General features: G+C 60.2%; 25 protein-coding genes. 13 read left to right on the top strand and 12 right to left on the bottom strand.

Going from position 1 to position 23,851, the window contains the following annotated elements:
- Positions 1–17: 17 nt before the first annotated feature.
- The 5 genes from HCF10_RS02640 to HCF10_RS02620 all read left to right on the top strand — a co-directional run bounded on the left by HCF10_RS02640 (position 18) and on the right by HCF10_RS02620 (position 6,352).
- Positions 18–1,052, top strand: coding sequence for an ABC transporter ATP-binding protein (locus tag HCF10_RS02640; RefSeq protein WP_131697302.1), 1,035 nt, complete (start codon positions 18–20; stop codon positions 1,050–1,052).
- 1 nt (position 1,053) lies between these two features.
- Positions 1,054–1,983 carry an ABC transporter permease gene (locus tag HCF10_RS02635; protein ID WP_090408657.1) on the top strand — a complete coding sequence of 310 codons (930 nt, stop codon included), beginning with the start codon at positions 1,054–1,056 and terminating at the stop codon, positions 1,981–1,983.
- Complete coding sequence (locus tag HCF10_RS02630) at positions 1,973–2,782, top strand: ABC transporter permease (protein ID WP_016977919.1); 810 nt, start codon at positions 1,973–1,975, stop codon at positions 2,780–2,782. The genes HCF10_RS02635 and HCF10_RS02630 overlap by 11 nt, the downstream gene beginning before the upstream one ends.
- Before the next feature lie 169 nt (positions 2,783–2,951).
- Positions 2,952–4,376: a gamma-aminobutyraldehyde dehydrogenase gene (locus HCF10_RS02625; protein WP_131697305.1), complete on the top strand. Its 1,425-nt coding sequence runs from the start codon at positions 2,952–2,954 to the stop codon at positions 4,374–4,376.
- 350 nt (positions 4,377–4,726) lie between these two features.
- On the top strand, positions 4,727–6,352 hold the full coding sequence (locus tag HCF10_RS02620; protein ID WP_131697306.1) for a glucan biosynthesis protein D: 1,626 nt from the start codon (positions 4,727–4,729) through the stop codon (positions 6,350–6,352).
- Between the two features lie 48 nt (positions 6,353–6,400).
- Here the strand turns inward: HCF10_RS02620 and HCF10_RS02615 are convergent, their stop codons facing one another.
- The 3 genes from HCF10_RS02615 to HCF10_RS02605 all read right to left on the bottom strand — a co-directional run bounded on the left by HCF10_RS02615 (position 6,401) and on the right by HCF10_RS02605 (position 10,086).
- Positions 6,401–6,586 carry a hypothetical protein gene (locus HCF10_RS02615; protein WP_131697307.1) on the bottom strand — a complete coding sequence of 62 codons (186 nt, stop codon included), beginning with the start codon at positions 6,584–6,586 and terminating at the stop codon, positions 6,401–6,403.
- Positions 6,587–6,856: 270 nt separating this feature from the next.
- Positions 6,857–7,963, bottom strand: coding sequence for an NADH:flavin oxidoreductase/NADH oxidase (locus tag HCF10_RS02610; protein WP_131697308.1), 1,107 nt, complete (start codon positions 7,961–7,963; stop codon positions 6,857–6,859).
- A gap of 221 nt (positions 7,964–8,184) precedes the next feature.
- Positions 8,185–10,086 (bottom strand): potassium transporter Kup, encoded by a 1,902-nt coding sequence (locus tag HCF10_RS02605; protein ID WP_167654829.1) that lies wholly within the window; start codon positions 10,084–10,086, stop codon positions 8,185–8,187.
- A 289-nt stretch (positions 10,087–10,375) separates the two neighbouring features.
- On the opposite strand from HCF10_RS02605, the gene rimO reads away from it, so the two are divergent.
- The 5 genes from rimO to tsaA all read left to right on the top strand — a co-directional run bounded on the left by rimO (position 10,376) and on the right by tsaA (position 14,301).
- On the top strand, positions 10,376–11,716 hold the full coding sequence (rimO, locus tag HCF10_RS02600) for a 30S ribosomal protein S12 methylthiotransferase RimO (protein WP_145335097.1): 1,341 nt from the start codon (positions 10,376–10,378) through the stop codon (positions 11,714–11,716).
- Between the two features lie 100 nt (positions 11,717–11,816).
- Positions 11,817–12,290, top strand: a complete 474-nt coding sequence (locus HCF10_RS02595; RefSeq protein ID WP_131697342.1) for a GNAT family N-acetyltransferase — start codon at positions 11,817–11,819, stop codon at positions 12,288–12,290.
- A 71-nt stretch (positions 12,291–12,361) separates the two neighbouring features.
- Complete coding sequence (locus tag HCF10_RS02590; protein WP_167654828.1) at positions 12,362–13,072, top strand: rRNA pseudouridine synthase; 711 nt, start codon at positions 12,362–12,364, stop codon at positions 13,070–13,072.
- A 68-nt stretch (positions 13,073–13,140) separates the two neighbouring features.
- A complete protein-coding gene (locus HCF10_RS02585; RefSeq protein ID WP_131697343.1) occupies positions 13,141–13,602 on the top strand; it encodes a DUF1456 family protein in 462 nt (153 codons plus the stop codon).
- A 3-nt stretch (positions 13,603–13,605) separates the two neighbouring features.
- On the top strand, positions 13,606–14,301 hold the full coding sequence (gene tsaA, locus HCF10_RS02580; RefSeq protein ID WP_131697344.1) for a tRNA (N6-threonylcarbamoyladenosine(37)-N6)-methyltransferase TrmO: 696 nt from the start codon (positions 13,606–13,608) through the stop codon (positions 14,299–14,301).
- A gap of 115 nt (positions 14,302–14,416) precedes the next feature.
- On the opposite strand, the gene fpr is transcribed toward tsaA, so the two are convergent.
- The gene (gene fpr / locus HCF10_RS02575) at positions 14,417–15,196 is read right to left on the bottom strand and encodes a ferredoxin-NADP reductase (RefSeq protein ID WP_024073760.1); all 780 of its coding nucleotides are present in this window, start codon (positions 15,194–15,196) and stop codon (positions 14,417–14,419) included.
- Positions 15,197–15,320: 124 nt separating this feature from the next.
- Here fpr and HCF10_RS02570 point away from each other — a divergent pair, with 124 nt between their 5' ends.
- Positions 15,321–16,247, top strand: a complete 927-nt coding sequence (locus tag HCF10_RS02570; protein WP_042944277.1) for a LysR family transcriptional regulator — start codon at positions 15,321–15,323, stop codon at positions 16,245–16,247.
- A 3-nt stretch (positions 16,248–16,250) separates the two neighbouring features.
- Here the strand turns inward: HCF10_RS02570 and HCF10_RS02565 are convergent, their stop codons facing one another.
- From HCF10_RS02565 to HCF10_RS02555, 3 genes are all read right to left on the bottom strand, one after another.
- A complete protein-coding gene (locus tag HCF10_RS02565; protein WP_065938722.1) occupies positions 16,251–16,613 on the bottom strand; it encodes a diacylglycerol kinase in 363 nt (120 codons plus the stop codon).
- A gap of 75 nt (positions 16,614–16,688) precedes the next feature.
- On the bottom strand, positions 16,689–17,339 hold the full coding sequence (gene erdR, locus HCF10_RS02560; protein ID WP_131697345.1) for a response regulator transcription factor ErdR: 651 nt from the start codon (positions 17,337–17,339) through the stop codon (positions 16,689–16,691).
- Between the two features lie 261 nt (positions 17,340–17,600).
- Positions 17,601–18,311: a tRNA-uridine aminocarboxypropyltransferase gene (locus HCF10_RS02555; RefSeq protein ID WP_131697346.1), complete on the bottom strand. Its 711-nt coding sequence runs from the start codon at positions 18,309–18,311 to the stop codon at positions 17,601–17,603.
- Positions 18,312–18,490: 179 nt separating this feature from the next.
- Here HCF10_RS02555 and HCF10_RS02550 point away from each other — a divergent pair, with 179 nt between their 5' ends.
- Together HCF10_RS02550 and HCF10_RS02545 are read left to right on the top strand one after the other, a co-directional pair.
- Complete coding sequence (locus tag HCF10_RS02550) at positions 18,491–18,931, top strand: PA3611 family quorum-sensing-regulated virulence factor (RefSeq protein ID WP_065903274.1); 441 nt, start codon at positions 18,491–18,493, stop codon at positions 18,929–18,931.
- A gap of 375 nt (positions 18,932–19,306) precedes the next feature.
- The gene (locus tag HCF10_RS02545) at positions 19,307–20,419 is read left to right on the top strand and encodes a TIGR00730 family Rossman fold protein (RefSeq protein ID WP_167654827.1); all 1,113 of its coding nucleotides are present in this window, start codon (positions 19,307–19,309) and stop codon (positions 20,417–20,419) included.
- 172 nt (positions 20,420–20,591) lie between these two features.
- On the opposite strand, the gene recX is transcribed toward HCF10_RS02545, so the two are convergent.
- The 5 genes from recX to HCF10_RS02520 form a co-directional block, all read right to left on the bottom strand.
- Positions 20,592–21,059, bottom strand: coding sequence for a recombination regulator RecX (gene recX / locus HCF10_RS02540; RefSeq protein ID WP_167654826.1), 468 nt, complete (start codon positions 21,057–21,059; stop codon positions 20,592–20,594).
- An 8-nt stretch (positions 21,060–21,067) separates the two neighbouring features.
- Entirely contained in the window at positions 21,068–22,126 is a 1,059-nt protein-coding gene (gene recA, locus HCF10_RS02535) for a recombinase RecA (protein WP_048720087.1), read from the bottom strand.
- 83 nt (positions 22,127–22,209) lie between these two features.
- On the bottom strand, positions 22,210–22,710 hold the full coding sequence (locus HCF10_RS02530; RefSeq protein ID WP_131697348.1) for a CinA family protein: 501 nt from the start codon (positions 22,708–22,710) through the stop codon (positions 22,210–22,212).
- A gap of 81 nt (positions 22,711–22,791) precedes the next feature.
- Entirely contained in the window at positions 22,792–23,292 is a 501-nt protein-coding gene (locus HCF10_RS02525; protein WP_167654825.1) for a lysis system i-spanin subunit Rz, read from the bottom strand.
- Positions 23,280–23,837: a glycoside hydrolase family 19 protein gene (locus HCF10_RS02520; RefSeq protein WP_167654824.1), complete on the bottom strand. Its 558-nt coding sequence runs from the start codon at positions 23,835–23,837 to the stop codon at positions 23,280–23,282. Before HCF10_RS02520 ends, HCF10_RS02525 begins: the two co-directional genes overlap by 13 nt.
- Positions 23,838–23,851 lie beyond the last annotated feature (14 nt).

The following is a 23,851-nucleotide window of genomic DNA, read 5'->3' as shown; positions in this document are numbered from 1 at the left end:
TTTTGGAGCACCGCACCATGACGCTTGCAGTCCAATTCACCCACGTCTCCCGTCAGTTCGGCGAAGTGAAAGCCGTTGACCGGGTTTCCATCGATATCCAGGACGGCGAGTTCTTTTCCATGCTCGGCCCATCCGGCTCGGGCAAGACCACCTGTCTGCGCCTGATCGCCGGTTTCGAGCAGCCCAGCGCAGGCTCGATCCGGATTCATGGCGAGGAAGCCGCCGGCTTGCCGCCGTATCAGCGTGATGTAAACACTGTGTTCCAGGACTACGCGCTGTTCCCCCATATGAATGTGCGCGACAACGTCGCCTATGGCCTCAAGGTCAAGGGCGTGGGCAAGAGCGAACGCCGCAACCGCGCCGAAGAAGCCTTAGGGATGGTCGCCCTCGGTGGCTATGGCGAGCGCAAGCCGGTGCAGCTCTCCGGCGGCCAACGCCAACGGGTGGCCCTGGCCCGCGCGCTGGTCAATCGCCCGCGTGTGTTGCTATTGGACGAGCCGTTGGGCGCCCTCGACCTCAAGCTGCGCGAACAAATGCAAAGCGAGCTGAAGAAGCTGCAACGCCAGCTTGGCATTACCTTTATCTTCGTCACCCACGACCAGACCGAAGCGCTGTCGATGTCCGACCGTGTGGCGGTGTTCAACAAAGGCCGGATCGAACAGGTCGACACCCCGCGCAACCTGTATATGAAACCGGCCACCGCGTTCGTCGCCGAGTTCGTCGGCACCTCCAACGTCATTCGCGGCGAGTTGGCCCAGCGCCTCAGCGGCAGTGCGCAGCCGTTCTCGATTCGCCCGGAACACGTGCGTTTTGCCGAGGGACCGCTGGGTGCTGGCGAAGTGGAAATCAGCGGCTTGCTGCACGACATCCAGTACCAGGGCAGCGCCACCCGCTATGAACTGAAACTGGAAAACGGTCAGGCGCTGAATATCAGCCAGGCCAACAGCCAGTGGCTGGACATCAGCAGCGGCCATCAGGTCGGCCAGTCCATCACCGCCCGTTGGGCACGGGAAGCCATGACGCCGCTGACTGACCGCGCAGGCGAGGTGTGACATGAGCCTGGCCCTTTCCCAACCGCCGATGCGCAGGTTTTCCAACCTGCTGTACCGCAAGCCCAACCTATACCTGGCGATGCTGCTGATACCGCCGCTGATCTGGTTCGGCGCGATCTACCTGGGTTCGTTGCTGACCCTGCTGTGGCAGGGCTTCTATACCTTTGACGACTTCACCATGGCGGTCACGCCGGACCTGACCCTGGCCAACTTCGCCGCGCTGTTCCAGCCGTCGAACTTCGACATCATCCTGCGCACCTTGAGCATGGCGATCGTGGTGTCGATCGCCAGCGCCATCGTCGCCTTCCCGATTGCCTACTACATGGCGCGCTACACCACGGGCAAGACCAAGGCGTTCTTCTATATCGCGGTGATGATGCCGATGTGGGCCAGCTATATCGTCAAGGCGTATGCCTGGACCTTGCTGCTGGCCAAGGGCGGCGTAGCGCAATGGTTCGTGCAGCATCTGGGCCTGGAGCCGGTGTTGCAATTCGTGCTGGGCATTCCCGGCGTGGGCGGCAGCACCTTGAGCACCTCGCACCTGGGGCGGTTCATGGTGTTCGTCTATATCTGGCTGCCCTTCATGATCCTGCCGATCCAGGCGTCCCTGGAGCGCTTGCCGCCGTCACTGCTGCAAGCCTCCGCCGACCTGGGCGCCAAGCCGCGCCAGACCTTCATGCAGGTGATTCTGCCACTCTCGGTGCCGGGGATTGCCGCCGGTTCGATCTTCACGTTTTCGCTGACCCTGGGCGACTTCATCGTGCCGCAACTGGTGGGCCCGCCGGGCTATTTCGTCGGCGGCATGGTGTACGCCCAGCAAGGTGCCATCGGCAATATGCCGATGGCGGCGGCGTTCACCCTGGTGCCGATCGTGCTGATCGCGGTTTACCTGTCCATCGTCAAACGCCTGGGGGCCTTCGATGCACTCTGAAAAATCGTCTATTGGCCTGAAGATCGCTGCTTGGGGTGGATTGGTCTTTCTCCATTTCCCGATCCTGATCATCTTCCTCTACGCCTTCAACACCGAAGAAGCCGCGTTCAGCTTTCCGCCCCAGGGCTTTACCCTGAAGTGGTTCAGCGTGGCCTTCGCCCGGCCGGACGTACTGGAAGCGATCAAGCTGTCGTTGCAGATCGCCGCCATCGCAACCCTGATTGCCATGGTGCTTGGCACCCTGGCCTCGGCGGCGCTGTATCGCCGCGAGTTCTTTGGCAAGCAAGGCGTGTCGTTGATGTTGATCCTGCCGATCGCGCTGCCGGGGATCATCACCGGTATTGCGTTGCTGGCGACCTTCAAGACCCTGGGCATCGAGCCGGGGATGTTCACCATCATCGTCGGCCACGCGACGTTCTGCGTGGTGATCGTCTACAACAACGTGATCGCCCGTCTGCGCCGCACGTCCCACAGCCTGATCGAAGCCTCGATGGACCTGGGTGCCGACGGCTGGCAGACCTTCCGTTACATCATCATGCCCAACCTCGGCTCGGCGCTGCTGGCCGGCGGCATGCTGGCGTTTGCACTGTCGTTCGACGAAATCATCGTCACCACCTTTACCGCCGGTCATGAACGTACGTTGCCGCTGTGGTTGCTCAACCAGTTGAGCCGGCCACGGGATGTGCCGGTGACCAACGTGGTCGCGATGCTGGTGATGCTGGTGACGATGTTCCCGATCCTCGGTGCCTATTACCTGACCCGCGGCGGTGAAAGCGTGGCCGGGAGTGGTGGTAAATAATTTTTTGTTGAAGACACCGAGCTCAAATGTGGGAGGGGGCTTGCTCCCGATAGCAGTGTGTCAGTTGTAGATGATGTGACTGAACGACTGTCATCGGGAGCAAGCCCCCTCCCACATTCAGAGCCGGTTTATTCAGTGACATAACGATCGCTTTTTGGAGGACTGAACCATGCAAACCAAACTCTTGATCAACGGCCACCTGGTCGAAGGCGAAGGCCCGGCGCAAGCAGTGTTCAACCCGGCACTGGGCCGTGTGCTGGTGGAAATCAACGAAGCCAGCGAAGCCCAGGTCGACGCCGCCGTGCGCGCCGCCGATGCGGCCTTCGAAGGCTGGTCGCAAACCGCGCCCAAGGATCGCTCGCTGTTGCTGCTGAAACTGGCCGACGTGATCGAAGCCCATGGCGCAGAGCTGGCCAAGCTGGAATCGGACAACTGCGGCAAGCCCTACAGCGCCGCCCTGAACGACGAGATTCCGGCGATTGCCGACGTGTTCCGCTTCTTCGCCGGCGCCAGCCGTTGCATGAGCGGTTCGGCCGGTGGTGAATACTTGCCTGGCCACACCTCGATGATCCGGCGCGACCCGGTGGGCGTGATCGCGTCCATCGCGCCGTGGAACTACCCGCTGATGATGGTCGCCTGGAAAATTGCGCCAGCCCTGGCGGCGGGTAATACCGTGGTGCTCAAGCCATCGGAACAAACCCCGCTGACCGCGTTGCGCATGGTCGAGCTGGCGTCGGAGATCTTCCCGGCCGGCGTCCTCAACCTGGTGTTCGGCCGTGGGCCCACCGTGGGCAGTCCGCTGGTAAACCACCCTAAAGTGCGCATGGTGTCGTTGACCGGCTCCATCGCCACTGGCGCGAATATCATCTCCAGCACCGCCGACAGCGTGAAACGCATGCACATGGAGCTGGGCGGCAAGGCCCCCGTGATCATCTTCAACGACGCGGATATCGATGCCGCCGTGGAAGGTATTCGCACTTTCGGCTTCTACAACGCCGGCCAGGATTGCACCGCTGCGTGCCGGATTTATGCGCAAGCGGATATCTACGATGCGTTTGTCGAAAAGCTCGGCGCGGCGGTCGCCAGCATCAAATATGGCGTGCAGGATGACCCAGCGACGGAGCTGGGCCCGCTGATCACCGCGCAACACCGCGACCGTGTCGCCGGGTTTGTCGAACGCGCCGTAGCACAACCGCATATCCGCCTGGTCACCGGTGGCAAGGCGGTGGAAGGCAATGGCTTCTTCTTTGAGCCGACCGTCCTGGCTGACGCGCAGCAGGATGACGAGATCGTGCGCCGCGAGGTGTTCGGGCCGGTGGTGTCGGTGACCAAGTTCACCGATGAGGCGCAGGTATTGGGCTGGGCCAATGATTCGGACTACGGGTTGGCGTCGTCCGTGTGGACCGCCGACGTAGGACGTGCCCATCGCCTGGCCGCGCGCTTGCAATACGGCTGCACCTGGGTAAACACCCATTTCATGCTCGTCAGCGAAATGCCTCACGGTGGTCAGAAACTGTCGGGGTATGGCAAGGACATGTCCATGTACGGCTTGGAGGACTACACCACGGTTCGCCATGTGATGTTCAAGCACTGATCCCCCCAAGCGCCGTAACGCTTTATTGTAGGAGCGAGCTTGCTCGCTCCTACAGGCCCCATGGACATCACCCGCCGCGACTTCCTCAACGGCGTCGCCATCCGCCCTCCCACATTTCGATCTTCATAATTCCCAGGTAATGTGTCCACTCACAGCGCTGGAAATGTCTTGTTTCACATGCAATGCCATCACCCAGCCATCAATCAATTTTCCTACGTCATCGAACCGCTTAAGCTATCCGGCGTCTGTTTAATGTCCGTTGTGTTTGGCCGAAGGCATGTCCGAACCGTAATTTCTGATCCAGCACGTGCCAGGAACGGCGCGGGATTTGCTCACGACAGGTTGTCTCTATGCACCGCAGGAATTTGCTCAAAGCCTCCATGGCCATTGCGGCCTACACCGGTTTGTCAGCCAGCGGCCTGCTTGCCGCGCAGGCCTGGGCCGGTAACCGTGCCGCCGATGGCAAGGCCGTGGCGTTCGATTTTGAAACGCTCAAGGCCCAAGCCAAGCAGCTCGCCGGCACCGCGTATAAAGACACCAAACAGGTGCTGCCGCCCACACTGGCGACCATGACCCCGCAGAATTTCAATGCCATCGGCTACGACGGCAACCATTCGCTGTGGAAGGAATTGAACGGCCAACTCGACGTGCAGTTCTTCCACGTCGGCATGGGCTTCAAGACGCCGGTGCGCATGCACAGCGTCGACCCCAAGACCCGTGAAGCCCGTGAGGTGCATTTCCGTCCTTCGCTGTTCAACTATGAAAAAACCACTGTCGACACCAAACAGCTGACCGGCGACCTGGGTTTCTCCGGCTTCAAGTTGTTCAAGGCGCCGGAGCTGGATCGCCATGACGTGCTGTCGTTTCTCGGCGCCAGCTACTTCCGCGCGGTGGACTCCACCGGCCAGTACGGCCTCTCCGCCCGTGGCCTGGCGATTGATACCTACGCGAAAAAACGCGAGGAGTTCCCCGACTTCACGCAGTTCTGGTTCGAGACCCCGGACAAGAACGCGACCCGCTTTGTGGTCTACGCCCTGCTCGACTCGCCGAGCGCCACCGGTGCCTATCGTTTCGATATCGACTGCCAGGCCAACCAGGTGGTGATGGCCATCGACGCCAACATCAATGCCCGCACCGCCATCGAACAGCTGGGCATTGCAGCCATGACCAGCATGTTCAGCTGCGGCACCCATGAGCGGCGCATGTGCGACACCATCCATCCGCAAATCCACGATTCGGACCGCCTGGCGATGTGGCGTGGCAACGGCGAGTGGATCTGCCGCCCGTTGAACAACCCGGCCAAGTTGCAGTTCAACGCGTTCGCCGACACCGACCCGAAAGGTTTCGGCCTGGTGCAGACCGATCATGAATTCGCCAGCTATCAGGACACCGTCGACTGGTACAGCAAGCGCCCAAGCCTGTGGGTCGAACCGACCACCGCGTGGGGCGAAGGCTCGATCGACCTGCTGGAAATCCCCACCACCGGCGAGACCCTGGACAACATCGTGGCCTTCTGGACCCCGAAAAAACCCGTGGCGGCCGGCGACTCACTCAACTATGGCTACAAGCTGTACTGGAGCGCATTGCCACCAGTGAGCACGCCACTGGCGCAAGTCGACGCGACCCGTTCCGGCATGGGCGGCTTTACCGAAGGCTGGGCGCCGGGCGAGCACTACCCGCAAGTGTGGGCACGCCGCTTTGCCGTGGACTTCAAGGGTGGCGGCCTGGACCGTCTGCCAGCCGGCACCGGGATCGAGCCGGTGGTGACCTGCTCCCACGGTGAAGTGAAGGATTTCAGCGTGCTGGTGCTCGACAACATCAAGGGCTATCGCATTCTGTTCGATTGGTACCCTACCAGCGACAGCGTAGAGCCGGTGGAACTGCGTCTGTTTATCCGCACCCAGGACCGCACCCTGAGTGAAACCTGGTTGTATCAGTACTTCCCGCCGGCACCGGACCAACGTAAGTACACCTGATCCAGATCGTTCCCACGCCCTGCGTGGGAACGATCCTTCAGCACGGCATCAGAACCGCGACACACTCTTCATCGCCCCAATCAGATAGCGCATCGCCACCTGATCGCTCTCGGTCAGGGCGCGATACTGCGCCAGTAATTCGGCTTCGTCCGAACTTAACCTGCGGCCACGCAAGGACACCCTGCGGGTGAAAAAAGACGCCACCACACCCGCTACACCATAGGACTTGGCCATGGACTGTTTCTCCTGATATCGATCAAATACTCCTGTGCCCACAAACCGTTTCCCGTGAAGCGCAATGCCCCCGTGGACAAACAGACTGACTCCCTGGGCCAGAAATCAGTCCTAACCTAAGCGTAGAAACAATCTCGTCACGCGTGGGATTTTTTTAGAGTATTCACTTAAAAAATCACTTCGGTAACAAATACCTACAACCTCATCCCACAGCATCAGGCAAAAAAAACCCACCGATTCAAGGTGGGTTTCGATGGAGCCGATGCAGGATCAATCCCTCAAGTCAGACTCATGAATCGGCTGGTCCCGATGGGTCGCCCTTTGGTACTGAGCCGGCCAAATGGCCTTGCGCCCGCCCAGATCATCATCGGCGTGCAACGGCCAGTAAGGATCACGCAGCAGTTCACGGGCCAGGAAGATGATGTCGGCCTGGCAGGTACGCAGGATGTGCTCTGCCTGGGCCGGTTCGGTGATCATGCCGACGGTGCCGGTGGCGATGCCCGACTCCTTGCGCACGCGCTCGGCAAAGCGCGTCTGGTAGCCAGGGCCGGTGGGGATTTCGGCGTTGGCGGCAGTGCCACCGGAGGACACGTCGATCAGGTCGACGCCCAGGTCTTTGAGACGGCGCGCCAGTTCCACGGTTTCATCGGGGTTCCAGCCATCTTCCACCCAATCGGTGGCCGACACCCGCACGAACAGCGGCAGCTCCTGGGGCCAGACTTCGCGCACTGCTTCGGTCACTTGCAGCACCAGGCGGATACGGTTCTCGAAGGAGCCGCCGTATTGGTCCTGACGCTGGTTGCTGATGGGCGAGAGGAATTGATGCAGCAGGTAACCATGAGCAGCGTGGATTTCCACCACTTCAAAACCGGCGGTCAGGGCGCGCCTGGCGGCGGCGACAAAGTCGGCGATCACCTGCTGGATCTGCGCCTCATCCAATGGCTTGGGTTGTGTGTGCTGCGGGTCAAAGGCAATCGGCGACGGCCCCACCGGCACCCAGCCACCGTCCTGCGGCTTGACGCTGCCGTGCTTGCCGATCCACGGCCGGTGGGTGCTGGCCTTGCGTCCGGCATGGGCCAGCTGGATGCCCGCCACCGCGCCCTGGGCGGCGATAAAGCGGGTGATGCGTTGCAGGGGGGCGATCTGTTCGTCGTTCCACAGGCCCAGGTCTTCGGCCGTGATACGGCCATCGGCGGTCACGGCAGTGGCCTCGGTGAATATCAACCCGGCGCCGCCAACCGCGCGGCTGCCGAGGTGGACCAGGTGCCAGTCGTTGGCCAGGCCATCGACACTTGAGTACTGACACATTGGCGACACGGCGATGCGGTTGAGCAGGGTCAATTGGCGCAGGGTATAGGGTTCGAGCAGCTGACTCATGGCGCACCTCTTCTTGGCTTTTGGGCACTTTTGTAGGAGCGAGCTTGCTCGCGAAGGTCTCATAGGCGCCGCGTTTATCCAGGATTAACGCGTTACCGTAACGTTTTTCGCGGGCAAGCCCGCTCCTACACAACAGTGCTTAGAGCCTAGTCGACAACAGTGGATTGCACAGGGTTCAGAAGCAAAGCGGGAGCCGATTGCCGGCTCCCGTACCGCAGCGCTTACATTTCGACCTGGGTGCCCAGCTCGATCACCCGGTTGACCGGGAGCTTGAAGAACCGCAGGTTGCCGTTGGCGTTCTTGAGCATGAACGCAAACAACGCTTCGCGCCAACGGGCCATACCCTTGATGCGCGAGGCGATGACTGTTTCACGGCTGAGGAAGTAGGTGCTGCGCATCGGACTGAAATCCAGGCCGTCCAAATGGCACAGCTTCAAGGCTTCGGGCACGTCCGGCTCATCGGTAAAGCCGAAGTGCAGGATCACGCGGAAGAACCCTTCGCCGTAGGAGTCCACCTCGAAGCGCCGTGAGGCCGGGACACGCGGGATGTCTTCGTAGACCACCGTCAGCAACACTACCTGTTCATGCAGCACCTGGTTATGCAGCAGGTTGTGCAACAGCGCGTGGGGCACGGCGTCCGGGCGGGCGGTGAGGAACACCGCCGTGCCCTGCACGCGATGCGGCGGCTGCACGCGAATGCTGCTGATGAAGATCGGCAACGGCAGGCCACCTTCGTCGAGGCGGTCCACCAGCAATTGCTTGCCGCGCTTCCAAGTGGTCATCAGTACGAACAGCACAATCCCCGCCAATACCGGGAAGGCGCCGCCCTGGATGATCTTCGGCACGTTGGCCGCGAAGTACAGCCCGTCCACCAACAGGCAGCAGACCAGGACCGGCACGGCCAGAATCGGGGGCCATTTCCACAGCAACAGCATGACTGCCGACACCAGGATAGTGGTCATCAGCATGGTCCCCGTCACCGCCACGCCGTAGGCCGACGCCAGCGCGTTGGAGGACTCGAAACCCAGCACCAGCAGGATCACGCCGACCATCAACGACCAGTTCACCGCACCGATATAGATCTGGCCCTGTTCGGCGCTTGAGGTGTGCTGGATATGCATGCGCGGGATATAACCCAGCTGGATCGCCTGGCGCGTCAACGAGAACGCACCGGAAATCACCGCCTGGGACGCAATCACCGTGGCCAGGGTGGACAACACCACCAGCGGGATCAGCGCCCAACTCGGCGCCAGCAAGTAGAAGGGGTTGCGCGCGGCTTCCGGATCGCCCAGCAGCATGGCGCCCTGGCCGAAATAGTTGAGCACCAGCGCCGGCAACACCAGGATGAACCAGGCGCGGGCGATGGGCTTGCGACCGAAGTGGCCCATGTCGGCATACAGCGCTTCGGCACCGGTCAACGCCAGCACGACCGCACCGAGGATCGCCACGCCGATGCCAGGGTGGGCCTCGAAGAAACGCACGCCCCACATCGGGTTCAGGGCATTGAGCACTTCAGGGTGCAGGGTAATGCCATACACGCCGAGGCCACCCAGCACCAGGAACCAAGTCACCATCACCGGCCCGAACAGCTTGCCGATGCGGTCAGTACCGTGCTTCTGGATCAGGAACAGCGCCACCAGCACCACCAAGGCGATCGGCACCACCCATTTTTCCAGGCCGTCGAACGCCAGTTCCAGGCCTTCAATGGCCGACAGCACGGAAATCGCCGGCGTGATCATGCTGTCACCATAGAACAGCGCCGCACCGCACAGGCCGCACACCACGAGGAAACTGCGCAACTTCTTGCGCTCCCCTGCCGCCCTTCGCGCCAACGCGGTCAGGGCCATGATGCCGCCTTCGCCCTGGTTATCGGCGCGCAGCACAAACAGCATGTACTTGATCGACACCACCCAGATCAACGACCAGAAGATCAGCGCCAGGATCCCCAGCACGCCGTCATGGTTGACCTGCACCCCATAACCACCGTTGAACACCTCTTTGAGGGTATAGAGCGGGCTGGTACCGATATCGCCGTAAACCACCCCGACCGCTGCCACCAGCATGCCGATCGGCTTTGCGTTGGAATGCTCGGCACCTGCTGCCTGACTACTTGCCTGACCCATCAACCACTCCTGCCCTTTGACCTGAGGTCTCTTATAAACAACGCGTCTAAGCTGACCCTAGCATGCGCTGTTTTACTTCTCGTAACAGACGTTTTATTGACCCAAGGGTTTTACCCGTGCGCAACGGCGCGAAGCATAGCGCAGCACTCGTCGCATTTCCCTGCATAAAGCTGGTCAAGTGCGTTGCCCGTCGCTAGAATTGCGCACTTTTTGATCAGAGGCGCAGCAAGCGCCCGTCCGCAGCCCTGTCGTGCCCGACTGGCGGCGTCATTCAATACCGAGGTTAGACATGTCCACCACCATCGCAAAAGCCAACCCCAAGGTTGGCTTTGTTTCCCTGGGTTGCCCGAAGGCTCTCGTCGATTCCGAGCGCATCCTCACGCAACTGCGTATGGAAGGCTATGACGTTGTGTCCACTTACCAGGACGCCGACGTGGTGGTGGTCAACACCTGCGGCTTTATCGACTCGGCCAAGGCAGAGTCCCTGGAAGTGATCGGCGAAGCCATCAAGGAAAACGGCAAGGTCATCGTGACCGGTTGCATGGGTGTGGAAGAAGGCAATATCCGCAACGTGCACCCAAGCGTGCTGGCCGTGACCGGCCCGCAGCAGTACGAGCAGGTGGTCAATGCCGTGCACGACGCGGTGCCGCCGCGCCAGGATCATAACCCGCTGATCGACCTGGTGCCGCCCCAAGGCATCAAGCTGACCCCGCGTCACTATGCGTACCTGAAGATTTCCGAAGGCTGCAACCACAGCTGCAGTTTCTGCATCATCCCGTCGATGCGTGGCAAGCTGGTCAGCCGTCCGGTGGGTGACGTACTCGACGAGGCCCAGCGCCTGGTCAAATCCGGCGTCAAAGAGCTGCTGGTGATCTCCCAGGACACCAGCGCCTACGGCGTCGACGTGAAATACCGCACCGGCTTCTGGAACGGCGCGCCGGTGAAAACCCGCATGACCGAACTCTGCGAAGCCCTCAGCAGCCTGGGCGTGTGGGTGCGCCTGCACTACGTCTACCCGTACCCGCACGTGGACGAGCTGATCCCATTGATGGCCGCCGGCAAGATCCTGCCGTACCTGGACATCCCGTTCCAGCACGCCAGCCCGAAAGTGCTCAAGGCCATGAAACGCCCGGCCTTCGAAGACAAGACCCTGGCGCGCATCAAGAACTGGCGCGAGATCTGCCCCGAGCTGATCATCCGTTCGACCTTCATCGTCGGCTTCCCCGGCGAAACCGAAGAAGACTTCCAGTACCTGCTGGACTGGCTGACCGAAGCGCAACTGGACCGCGTGGGTTGCTTCCAGTACTCGCCCGTGGAAGGTGCGCCGGCCAACCTGCTGGACCTGGCCGTGGTCCCGGATGACGTCAAGCAGGACCGTTGGGAGCGCTTCATGGCGCACCAACAGGCAATCAGCTCGGCGCGCCTGCAACTGCGTATCGGCAAGGAAATCGAAGTACTGATCGACGAAGTGGACGAGCAAGGCGCAGTCGGCCGTTGCTTCTTCGATGCACCGGAAATCGACGGTAATGTGTTTATCGACGATGCCAGCGGCTTGAAGCCGGGTGACAAGGTCTGGTGCACCGTGACCGACGCTGATGAGTACGATCTGTGGGCTGAAAAGCGCGACTGATCAAAAAAACTTGAAAAGCCCTGCCTCTGGACAAGATGCGGGGCTTTTTTAGGTCTATTGTTTTGCCCATCGGCACCCATCATGGCAAGGGGCAGCGGGCATGCGCCAGCATTCGGTTATCCACACACCTAAAACCGGCGACTACGCAGAATTGACGCGCATCTGGGAGGCCTCGGTGCGGGCCACCCATGATTTTTTACCGGACAGCTACATCGAGTTGCTGAAAAACCTGGTGCTGACCCGCTACCTGGATTCGGTGATGCTGATCTGCACCCGTGACCCGCGCCAACGCATCACCGGGTTTGCCGGGGTGGCGTGCGGTAAGGTGGAGATGCTGTTTATCGACCCGCAATACCGCGGGCAGGGCCTCGGCCGGCAGTTGCTGCGTTATGCAATCGAAAGCATGAACGCCGACGAACTGGACGTTAACGAGCAGAATCCCCAGGCCTTGGGGTTCTATTTCAAGCAGGGTTTCGAAGTGATCGGGCGCACCGAGCATGATGGCTTGGGGCAGCCTTATCCATTGCTGCACCTGCGGCTGCGCCAGCAACAACAAAAGGCCCGTCAGGGCTAAATGAAATGGGGCCGGGATTAACCGCGCCCACACAGGTACAATAGCCGCCCCCTTTTGTTACGGCCCTTGTCATGACTGACCCCATACGCCTCTCCAAACGCCTTATCGAACTGGTCGGTTGCTCCCGTCGGGAGGCTGAGCTGTTTATCGAAGGCGGCTGGGTCTCGGTGGACGGTGAAGTGATCGACGAACCGCAATTCAAGATCACCACCCAGAAGGTCGAACTGGACCCAGAGGCCAAGGCCACCGCGCCAGAGCCGGTGACCATCCTGTTCCACGCCCCGGTCGGTGTAGATGCAGAGACGGCAATGGCCTCGATCAGCGCCGAAACCCTGTCCGAAGAACACCGCTTCAGCAAGCGTCCGCTCAAGGGCCACTTCCTGCGCCTGACCGCCAGCGCCGACCTGCAAGCCAAGGCCAGCGGCCTGTTGGTGTTTACCCAGGACTGGAAGATTCTGCGCAAGTTGACCGCCGATGCCGCCAAGATCGAGCAGGAATACATGGTGGAGGTTGAAGGCGACATGGTTGCCCACGGCCTCAACCGCCTGAACCACGGCCTGACCTACAAAGGCAAAGAGCTGCCAGCCGTGAAAGCCAGCTGGCAGAACGAAAATCGCCTGCGCTTTGCGATGAAGAACCCGCAACCGGGCGTGATCGCCCTGTTCTGCGAAGCCGTTGGCCTGAAAGTCGTTGCCATCCGCCGCATTCGCATCGGCGGCGTGTCCATCGGCAAAGTGCCAGTCGGCCAATGGCGTTACCTGTCCGGCAAAGAGAAGTTCTAAGCCGCCTCCCCTTTCCAGGCACCGCCCCACCCGGCGGCGCCCACCGTTGAAAACCAGGATTGCCCACCATGATTCACAACGACGTACTGCGCAGCGTGCGCTACATGCTCGACATCAGCGACAACAAGATGGTCGAGCTGATCAAGCTCGGCGGCATGGAAGTGACCAAGGAAGACCTGCTGACTTACCTCAAGAAAGATGAGGAAGAAGGTTTTGTGTTCTGCCCGGATGACGTCATGGCCCACTTCCTTGATGGCCTGGTGATTTTCAAGCGCGGCAAGGACGAAAGCCGTCCGCCGCAGCCGATCGAAACCCCGGTAACCAACAACATCATCCTCAAGAAGCTGCGCGTGGCCTTCGAACTGAAGGAAGACGACATGCACGCCATCCTCAAGGCTGCCGAATTCCCGGTGTCCAAGCCTGAACTGAGCGCACTGTTCCGCAAGTTCGGCCACACCAACTACCGCACCTGTGGCGACCAGTTGCTGCGCAACTTCCTCAAGGGCCTGACGCTGCGGGTTCGTGCGTAAGCCATGAGTTACCAGGTCTCGCCCGTCGGTTTCGTACGTTCCTGCTTCAAGGAAAAGTTCGCCATCCCGCGCCAACCGCAACTGGCGCCTGCCGCGCGGGGCGTGCTGGAGTTGGTGGCGCCGTTCGACCAGGGTGAGGCGGTACAGGGCCTGGAACAGGTCAGCCACGTGTGGCTGTTGTTCCTGTTCCACCAGGCCCTGGAAGATAAACCTCGTCTGAAAGTGCGCCCGCCACGCCTGGGCGGCAACACGTCCATGGGCGTGTTTGCGACCCGCGCGACTCATCGGCCCAACGGGATTGGCCAGTCAGTGGTCAAGCTGGACAAAGTGGAGCCGGGGCGGCTGTGGATTTCCGGGATCGATTTGCTCGATGGCACACCGGTGTTGGATATCAAGCCGTATGTGCCCTACGCCGACATCATCGACACGGCCACCAACAACATCGCCAGTGGAGCGCCGCAGTTGATTCCCGTGCAGTGGCTGAAGACGGCTCTGCAGCAGGCACAAGGCCACGCTCAGCGCCTTGGAGAGCCATTGGTGGAGTTGATCGATCAGTGTCTGGCACAGGATCCGCGGCCGGCGTACCAGACGCCTGGGCCGGAGCGCGAATACGGGGCGCAGTTCTGGGATGTGGATGTGCGCTGGCACTATCCTGAGGCGGGGATGATTTGTGTGCTGGAAGTGGTTCCGGCGGGATAAACCGAAACCAAATGTGGGAGGGGGCTTGCTCCCGATGGCGGTGGGTCAGTCGATATACAAGTTGACTGATCCACTGCCATCGGGAGCAAGCCCCCTCCCATATTTTTTACCGCAGTTATTTCTCGACGAACGCGCGTTCGATCAAGTAATCACCCGGCTCACGCATGCGTGGCGAAACCTTCAGGCCGAAGCTGTTCAGCACTTCGCTGGTCTCATCCAACATGCTTGGGCTGCCGCACAACATGGCGCGGTCGTCCTCGGGGTTGATCGGTGGCAGGCCGATGTCGCGGAACAGCTTGCCGCTGCGCATCAGGTCGGTCAGGCGGCCTTCGTTTTCGAAAGGCTCGCGGGTCACGGTCGGGTAGTAGATCAACTTTTCACGCAGGGCCTCGCCGAAGAACTCGTTCTGCGGCAGGTGCTCGGTGATGAATTCGCGATAAGCGACTTCGTTGACGTAACGCACGCCGTGGCACAGGATCACTTTTTCGAAACGCTCGTAGGTTTCGGGGTCCTGGATCACGCTCATGAACGGAGCAAGGCCGGTACCGGTGCTGAGCAGGTACAGGTGTTTACCCGGCTTCAGATCGTCAAGCACCAGGGTGCCTGTCGGTTTCTTGCTGATGATGATCTCGTCGCCTTCCTTCAAGTGCTGCAATTGGGAAGTCAGCGGGCCATCCGGCACCTTGATGCTGAAGAACTCCAGATGCTCTTCCCAGTTTGGGCTGGCAATGGAGTAAGCGCGCATGAGCGGGCGGCCGTTGGGCTGTTGCAGGCCGATCATCACGAACTGACCGTTCTCGAAGCGCAGGCCCGGATCGCGGGTGCACTTGAAGCTGAACAGAGTGTCGTTCCAGTGATGAACACTGAGGACACGCTCGTGGTTCATGTTGCTCATGTACGGGGGACTCCTGGGAATGGGTCTGCGCCAAAGATGAAGTGCGCAATTGCACAGCATTCTAATGGCGGCGACAATATCTGTTAACTGGATTATTAAGATAAGGGTTATCGGTTATATCGATATGCGATTTACTCTCCGTCAACTGCAAGTCTTCGTCGCCGTCGCCCAGCAGGAAAGCGTCTCCCGCGCTGCTGGCCTTCTGGCCTTATCTCAATCCGCCGCCAGCACCTCGATTACCGAGCTGGAGCGCCAATCCAGCTGCCAATTATTCGACCGCGCCGGTAAACGCCTGAGTCTCAACGCTTTGGGCCATCAGCTGTTGCCTCAAGCGGTGGCGCTGTTGGACCAGGCCAAGGAGATCGAAGACCTGCTCAACGGTAAGTCCGGCTTCGGCTCCCTGGCGGTCGGCGCTACCCTGACCATTGGCAATTACCTGGCCACCCTGCTGATCGGCAGCTTCATGCAGCAGCACCCGGAAAGCCAAGTGAAGCTGCATGTGCAGAACACTGCCAATATCGTGCACCAGGTTGCGCACTACGAAATTGATCTGGGTCTAATCGAAGGCGACTGCAGCCACCCCGATATAGAGGTGCAAACTTGGGTGGAAGATGAGCTGGTGGTGTTTTGCGCGCCTCAGCACCACCTGGCCAAGCGCGGCGTGGCCACCATGGAAGAGTTGACCCATGAGGCATGGATCCTGCGGGAGCAAGGCTCCGGCACCCGTCTGACCTTTGACCAAGCCATGCGTCATCACCGCAGTGCGCTGAATATCCGCCTGGAGCTGGAGCATACCGAGGCGATCAAACGGGCGGTGGAATCGGGTTTGGGGATTGGGTGTATTTCCCGGCTGGCGCTGCGCGATGCATTTCGCCGTGGCAGCCTGGTGCCGGTAGAAACCCCGGACCTGGACCTGGCCCGGCAGTTCTACTTCATCTGGCATAAACAGAAATACCAGACCTCAGCGATGCGCGAGTTCCTGGAGCTGTGCCGCGCCTTCACCGCCGGGGTTCAGCGCAGCGACGAGATCGTGCTGCCAAGCATTGCCTGATCGTTAGATCAGAATCACTGCCCACACCAGGGTGATCATGGTCAGTGCCACGAATTGCGCGGCGCTGCCCATGTCCTTGGCGTTTTTCGACAAGGGATGGCGATCAAGAGAAATACGGTCGATCGCCGCTTCTACCGCCGAATTGAGCAATTCAACGATCAAGGCCAACAGGCACACCGCAATCAGCAGCGCCCGCTCAACACGGCTGACGTGCAGGAAAAAACTCAGCGGGATCAGGATGACGTTCAACAGCACCAGTTGACGGAACGCCGCCTCACCGGTGAAAGCCGCGCGCAGGCCATCCAGGGAATAGCCCCCTGCATTAAAGATACGTTTGAGACCGGTTTGACCCTTGAAAGGCGACATAGACGTAGGCAACTGAACCAAAGAAGTGGGGAAACTAGATCACGCAAAGTCAAAAAAGCGTGAATCGGTAACAACTTAATGCTGCGAAATAGACTCAAGTTGTTGCAAGAGCAGCGCCGCCTGGGTCCGTGTGCGCACCCCCAACTTGCGAAAAATCGCCGTGACGTGAGCCTTGATGGTCGCTTCCGACACACTCAGCTCGTAGGCGATCTGCTTGTTCAGCAAACCTTCGCAGACCATGGTCAGCACTCGAAACTGCTGGGGCGTCAGGCTGGCCAAACCGTCACGGGCGGCCTTGGCTTCGTCGGACACGTTGATTTGTTCAAACGCTTGGGGCGGCCAGGAAACATCACCGTCCAACACTGCGCGCACGGCCTTCTGAATATCTTCCATCGCGCTGGACTTTGGAATGAAGCCACTGGCGCCAAATTCCTTGGAGCGCACCACTACGTCGGCGTCTTCCTGGGCAGAGACCATCACCACGGGGATCTGAGGGTATTGCCCACGCAGGAGCACCAGCCCCGAGAAACCGTAGGCGCCAGGCATGTTCAGGTCGAGCAGCACCAGGTCCCAATCGGATTTTTCAGTAAGGCGGGCTTCCAGCTCGGCAATGCTGGCCACTTCAACCAGGCGCACGTCGGGGCCAAGACCCAGGGTCACGGCCTGATGCAGCGCACTGCGAAACAGCGGGTGGTCATCGGCTATCAGGATTTCGTATGTGGCCATTGATTAAATGATCCTGTTTTTTATGGCAGCCCTGATGGGTTCAGGGTTCGCCAGTACACCAGGCAACGGCCAGGCAGCCATTGCCACAGGGCAGGTTCAACGTCAAAAGCACCTGAATCGACGTCGAAAATTCACGGTTGCGCCCCAATCGGCGCCCAGCATGCCCAGCGCAGCCTGGGGGGTCAAGCACTACGCCCATGGGCATTTTAGCGAGGTGCGGGTTTACGCTGCCATCATGCAAACGTCGCCTGGCTATCGCGCTTATATATAGGGTGCAAGACGAGTATGGACGCTGTCGGCCGGATCCAGTGGCAACTGGAACTTTGCGGCCAGGTAATGGGTGCTGAATACGTCAAGATAGGCGTCCAGCACTTCGCTTGCCGCGGCGTCATCGGCCAGCTCCAGGCACAGGGCCGCGACTTCGGCGGTGCAGAAATGGTCGTCGCGCTTGGAGCGGCGCAGTTTGTAGCGCGAGAGCTGCTCCGGCGCCAGACTCAATACCGGCAGATGCTCCAGATAAGGGCTCTTGCGGAACATCTTGCGCGCTTCGCTCCAGGTGCCATCCAGCAGGATGAACAGCGGGCGCCTGCCTTCTGCCACCGTCACGGTACTGACGACACGCTCGGCGGCCACGAATTCGCCGGGGAACACGATGTAGGGCTGCCACTGCGGGTCAGCGAGCAGGGTGAGCAAATCCGGGTCGACTTCGGTGCGCGACCAGGCGAAGGCGGTAGTGTCGTCGATAACATCGGCGATCAGCCAGCCGGTGTTGCTGGGCTTCATCGGTTCGACATCGTGCATCAGCAGGCACATGGCAGACCTGGCTGCGACCCGGGGGCGCCAGGCGCACAGGCAATACTCGGGAATGACCCGGCAGCCGGGACAGCGTTCGGCACGGGAGCCTCGATTGACGAAGGGCTTGATCGCGCGTGCCAGTCGCTGGGTACGCAGGCGGGAGACGGCGTGGCTCATCGGATGCGCCGTACAGAGGGGTAGATCGACACGGACAAAACTCGTGAAAGGCTGAAGTGGCCGCAGTTTACCAGCGATACGCCTGGCTGTAGTGGCAAGGCGTCACCTATAATTGCGCGCCACTGAACGCACAGCGCAGTGGCTGGTCTATGCACCAGTAACCGAATCAGGAGAGTTTCATGCTGCGTTCCATGCTGCGTCTTGCCGCCCCATCCATCGCACTTGCGCTGGTACTGCCTGTGGGCGCCCAGGCGGCCTCGCTGCTGGAGGCCCAAATGAACCGGAAGCTGCAAAGCGTCGCTGCTGAAAGTAACAAGGACCTGCCCCGGGAAATCGACGAGAAAACCCTCGAAGTCGCCTACACCGTTGAAGGCATGCAGTTGATCGATCACCTGAGCGTCTTGCCCGACCGTGCCGAACAAATGCGCGCCAACCCCAAGGCTGTGTACTTCCAACTCGGGCAAAGCGTGTGCCTGAACAAAGGTTATCGCGAGCTGATGGCCAAGGGCGCAGTGATGCGCTACGAAATCACCGAGAACAAGACCAACCGTCCTGTGGCATCGGTGAAGTTCGTGGAAGCGGATTGCCCGGCACCGGCTGCCGCCAAGAAGAAAAAGTAATCTTCGCTAGCCCTCGCGCGCTGCTGTCCAGTAGCGCGCACTCCCCCGCGTCAACTCCCTGAACATCGCTGAACTACCTGATGAGCGACCAATAAGCGGTTGCCAGCCAAGGGTTTTTCGGCCCATCATCAAGTCATCCCAATCGCCCGTTCATAACGGCTCCCGTGCTGTTCTGTAACAATTTCTGAGCAAAACAGGGTTGCCCTCCTGCGACTTGCAGTGCAAAGGTTTTTTAAATCACAAGGAACATACAGAGCCCGTTTGTCGCCTGGCAAACATGTGCAATGCCTTGGGCATGCAGCGACACAAGCAGTGTCGTGGCCCCGGACGAATTTCTCGCCGCAGGCCCAGCCTCTGTGAAGAAGGAGAAGTTGAATGCCTTACGAACCGAATGACAGCCTGATCCGGCATTTTGAAGAAAACGGCGCTGACCTTACGCAGCAGGTCGAAGCTCAACTCCAGCAGATCGCCCCCAACAGCCCGAATATCCCCCTGTATCGCGACATGATTCTGACCGTGCTACGGATGGCCCAGGACGACCGCAACCGCTGGAACGCCAAGATCACCTTGCAAGCCATTCGCGAACTGGACCACGCCTTCCGCGTACTCGAACAGTTCAAGGGGCGCCGCAAAGTCACGGTGTTCGGCTCGGCACGCACCCCGGTGGAAAGCCCGCTGTACGCCTTGGCCCGCGAGGTGGGTGCCGCACTGGCACGCTCGGACCTGATGGTGATCACCGGTGGCGGCGGCGGCATCATGGCGGCGGCCCACGAAGGGGCTGGCCTGGAACACAGCCTGGGCTTCAACATTACCCTGCCGTTTGAACAGCATGCCAATCCGACTATTGATGGCACCGAGAACCTGCTGTCCTTCCACTTCTTCTTTACCCGCAAGCTGTTCTTCGTCAAGGAAGCCGACGCGTTGGTGTTGTGCCCGGGTGGTTTCGGTACCCTGGATGAAGCCCTGGAAGTATTGACCCTGATCCAGACCGGCAAAAGCCCGCTGGTACCGGTGGTGTTGCTGGATTCGCCGGGGGGAGGTTTCTGGCAGGGCGCGCTGGACTTTATCCGCAGCCAACTGGAAGCCAATCGTTACATCCTGCCCACCGACCTCAAGCTGGTACGCCTGGTGTACAGCGCTGAAGAGGCAGTGGCGGAGATCAATCAGTTCTATGCCAACTTCCATTCCACGCGCTGGTTGAAGCGGGAGTTTGTGGTTCGCATGAATCATCCACTCAGCGATCGAGCGCTGGCTCATTTGCAGAGTGAATTTGCCAGCCTGCGGTTGAGTGGGGATTTCCAGCAACTTGCCTATACGGGTGAAGAGCATGACGAACCGAGGTTTAGCCATTTGACGCGGTTGGTGTTCAACTTCAATGGCCGCGACCAGGGCCGGTTGCGAGAACTGGTGGATTACATCAACTTGCCGGAGAACTGGGCGCAGGCCCAGGGGAAGACGCAACAGCGGGTAGCGCCGCAGCCGGCGTGAAATCCAGAAACGCAAAAAGGCCCGCTATTTTCATAGCGGGCCTTTTTGGTGTTTAAGTTTAGATCGAAGGGAGGTCATTGGGCCTGCTTCGCAGCCCGACGCGGGGCAAGCCCGCTCGCCACAACAAGCCCATTCACCACACTACAAGGCCGTTCATCACACAACAAGGTGTTCAGTCGTCCATATCTCGACCACTGAGTAAGCGGCTGATCATCTCCATCGAAAAACCGCGATAACTCAGGAAGCGGCCTTGTTTCGCGCGTTCTCTCGCATCGATGGGGAGATGACCAGAGAACTTTCGACGCCAAGTGTCTTCCAGTTGCGCCTGCCAACTGATACCGCACTCGCGCAGGGCAAGGTCAATATCATTACGTTGCAAACCGCGCTGGCTCAGCTCTTCGCGAATCCGCGCGGGGCCGTAGCCGGAGCGAGCTCGGTAGGAGACAAAACTTTCGAGGTAACGGGCTTCCGAAAGCAGCCCCTCTTCCGTCAAACGGTCAAGGGCAGTTTCGATCATCTCGGGTTCCGCGCCGCGCTGACACAGTTTGCGCGTCAGCTCGACTCGACCATGCTCGCGGCGAGCGAGCAGGTCCATTGCGGTGCGCCGAACGGCGACGAGTGTATCCAGTACAACAGTCATCATTTGCTTCAGATGTCAGTGTCAGCTTCTTCTACTTCTTCAACCGGCTCGCGGTTGGCGGCAGCTTTCACGTCTGGCGCTGGGGTCAGCAGCTTGTCGCGGATCTGCTTCTCAAGCGTGGCCGCGATATCCGGGTTGTCCGCCAGGAACTTGGCCGAGTTGGCCTTACCCTGACCGATCTTGCTGCCGTTATACGCATACCAGGCACCGGATTTCTCGACGAAGCCGTGCAGCACGCCCAGGTCGATCATTTCGCCGTTCAGGTAGATACCCTTGCCATAGAGAATCTGGAATTCAGCCTGGCGGAAAGGCGGAGCCACTTTGTTCTTCACGACTTTGACGCGGGTTTCGCTACCAACCACCTCGTCACCTTCTTTCACCGCGCCGGTACGGCGGATGTCCAGACGGACCGACGCATAGAACTTCAGCGCGTTACCACCGGTAGTGGTTTCCGGGCTGCCGAACATCACGCCGATCTTCATACGGATCTGGTTGATGAAGATCACCAGGCAGTTGGCGTTCTTGATGTTACCGGTGATTTTACGCAGCGCCTGGGACATCAGGCGGGCTTGCAGGCCCACGTGCATGTCGCCCATTTCGCCTTCGATTTCAGCCTTGGGTACCAGGGCTGCCACGGAGTCGACCACGATCACGTCGATGGCGTTGGAGCGCACCAGCATGTCGGTGATTTCCAGGGCTTGCTCACCAGTGTCCGGCTGGGACACCAGCAGGTCGTCAACGTTGACGCCCAGCTTGCCCGCGTATTCAGGATCCAGGGCGTGCTCGGCGTCGACGAAAGCGCAAGTGGCGCCCATTTTTTGTGCCTGGGCAATCACCGACAGGGTCAGGGTGGTTTTACCGGAAGATTCAGGACCGTAGATTTCAACGATACGGCCTTTTGGCAGGCCGCCAATGCCGAGCGCGATGTCCAGACCCAGAGAGCCAGTGGAAATAGCCGGGATCGCCTGACGGTCGTGATCGCCCATACGCATTACGGCACCCTTGCCGAATTGACGTTCGATCTGACCCAGGGCCGCAGCCAAGGCTTTCTTCTTGTTGTCGTCCATTAAAGTCCTCACGTAATCAATAAGGCCTGGCGGCCAACACCTGTATAAGTAGACAGTATTGTTCCACAAAGATCAGAGATCGCCTACCCCTGATTTTCTATTTCTGCTGCAGCTCGTCGCAACAAGCCCTCCAGCGCGGCCTTCACCGTTTGTCGGCGGACCTCATCGCGGTTGCCGGGGAAGTGCGCAAGCTCGGCCGTGACCTCCTCGCCAACACCAAAGGCCAACCATACGGTGCCCACCGGTTTGTCCGCCGAACCACCATCCGGCCCCGCCACACCGCTGACCGCCACGGCAAAGCGCGCCAGGCTTTTCTCCTGGGCGCCGCGCACCATGGCCTCCACCACTTCCTGGCTGACCGCCCCAACCTTTGGAAACAACGTCTCCGGCACATTCAATTGCCGGGTCTTCTGCCGATTGGAATAGGTGACATACCCCGCCTCGAACCAGGCCGAACTTCCCGGGATCCGCGTAATGGCCTCGGCGATACCGCCACCGGTACAGGATTCGGCCGTGGTGACGTGGGCATTGAGCACCTGCAGGCGGCGCCCCAGTTCAGCGGCAAGTTGAGTGATTTCCTTCACGACGGTCTCCAGAAGTGGGCGGGGGTTTGCCTACCCTACAGGAGCAAATCGCTCATGCAAGCGACAGGCGGGAACAAGAGATTAGCGGGTGACAGCGCGCACATAAGCCTGGCAAGCGCGCAAGGCGATCAGTCCTTGGTCGCCGGCATCGGTGATGCCGATAATTCGTTGAGCATGCGCCGGGTCAAGTCGGGCTCGCGCGGCTGCATGAACCACGCTGACGGCGGTGGCGGCGGTTGGCACTGCACAGCCACTGGCGGGCTCGGCTGCGTCGAGAAGGACTGACAACCGCACATCAGCAGTGGCCAGACGGTCGCGCAGAGCAGCCTGGTTATGTTGCGCATCGCTTAACTCCCGAGCATGGTGTTGGTCGCTGGCACTGAGCTGTTGCTCCAGGGCCAGCCGTTTGTCCTGCTGTACCTGTTGCTGGCGCAGGGCCGCCTGGGTTTGTTGACTGAGCGCCTGGGCATGGACAGCCGCTTGCCGCTCCAACTGCGCCCCCAATCGCCAGGCCTGCACTTGCCAGGTCACCGCCACCAACAGGCAAACGCCGATCAATCGCCAAGCCCCTAGGAAACGCATAACACCGCCTTCGCCCGCGCCCATAACCGCAAGCGATCCTCGAGCCCATTCAACCCGCCGTTGATCCGCCGTGTGATGGCGGTGAACTGGTCCTTGTCGGCCAGCTCATTCAGGCCATTGCTCTGCCAGAACCAGGCGGCCGACTCAGCCGCCCATTGTGGTTGCTCCAACAACGTGGGATCTCTCAACAGACGATCATCACCAAACAACGCCTGGCTGCAGACCAGGTAATTGTGACGACCGGTGATCTGGATCAGCCCCCTGCCCCGGTACAACTGACCATCGCCATCCGTTTCGGGGCTATTGCCCAGGCGCGCGGCCAAGCCGCCGGTGTCGTATTTGCTCAGGTAGTGATCGCTGCCCAGTTCACGGACGTAACGCAGTTCGCCGGATTCGTGGCCGATCTGGGCGAGGAAGGCGGCGATGCGCTTCGCACGGTCAATCTCGAAGCGAACGAAAGCCGCATTCAAGGGCGTTAAAAAAAGGCCCGCTCTAAGGCGGGCATCCGGCATAACGCCGAGCAGTTGGGGAAGTGTTATCACCATTGGTTTTACTCTCG

This window comes from Pseudomonas sp. B14(2022) (assembly GCF_012030485.1).
In the GTDB taxonomy this organism is placed as follows: Bacteria; Pseudomonadota; Gammaproteobacteria; order Pseudomonadales; family Pseudomonadaceae; genus Aquipseudomonas.
Note: the sequence above shows the minus strand (reverse complement) of the source record. Positions and strands in the feature narration are given on the sequence as shown.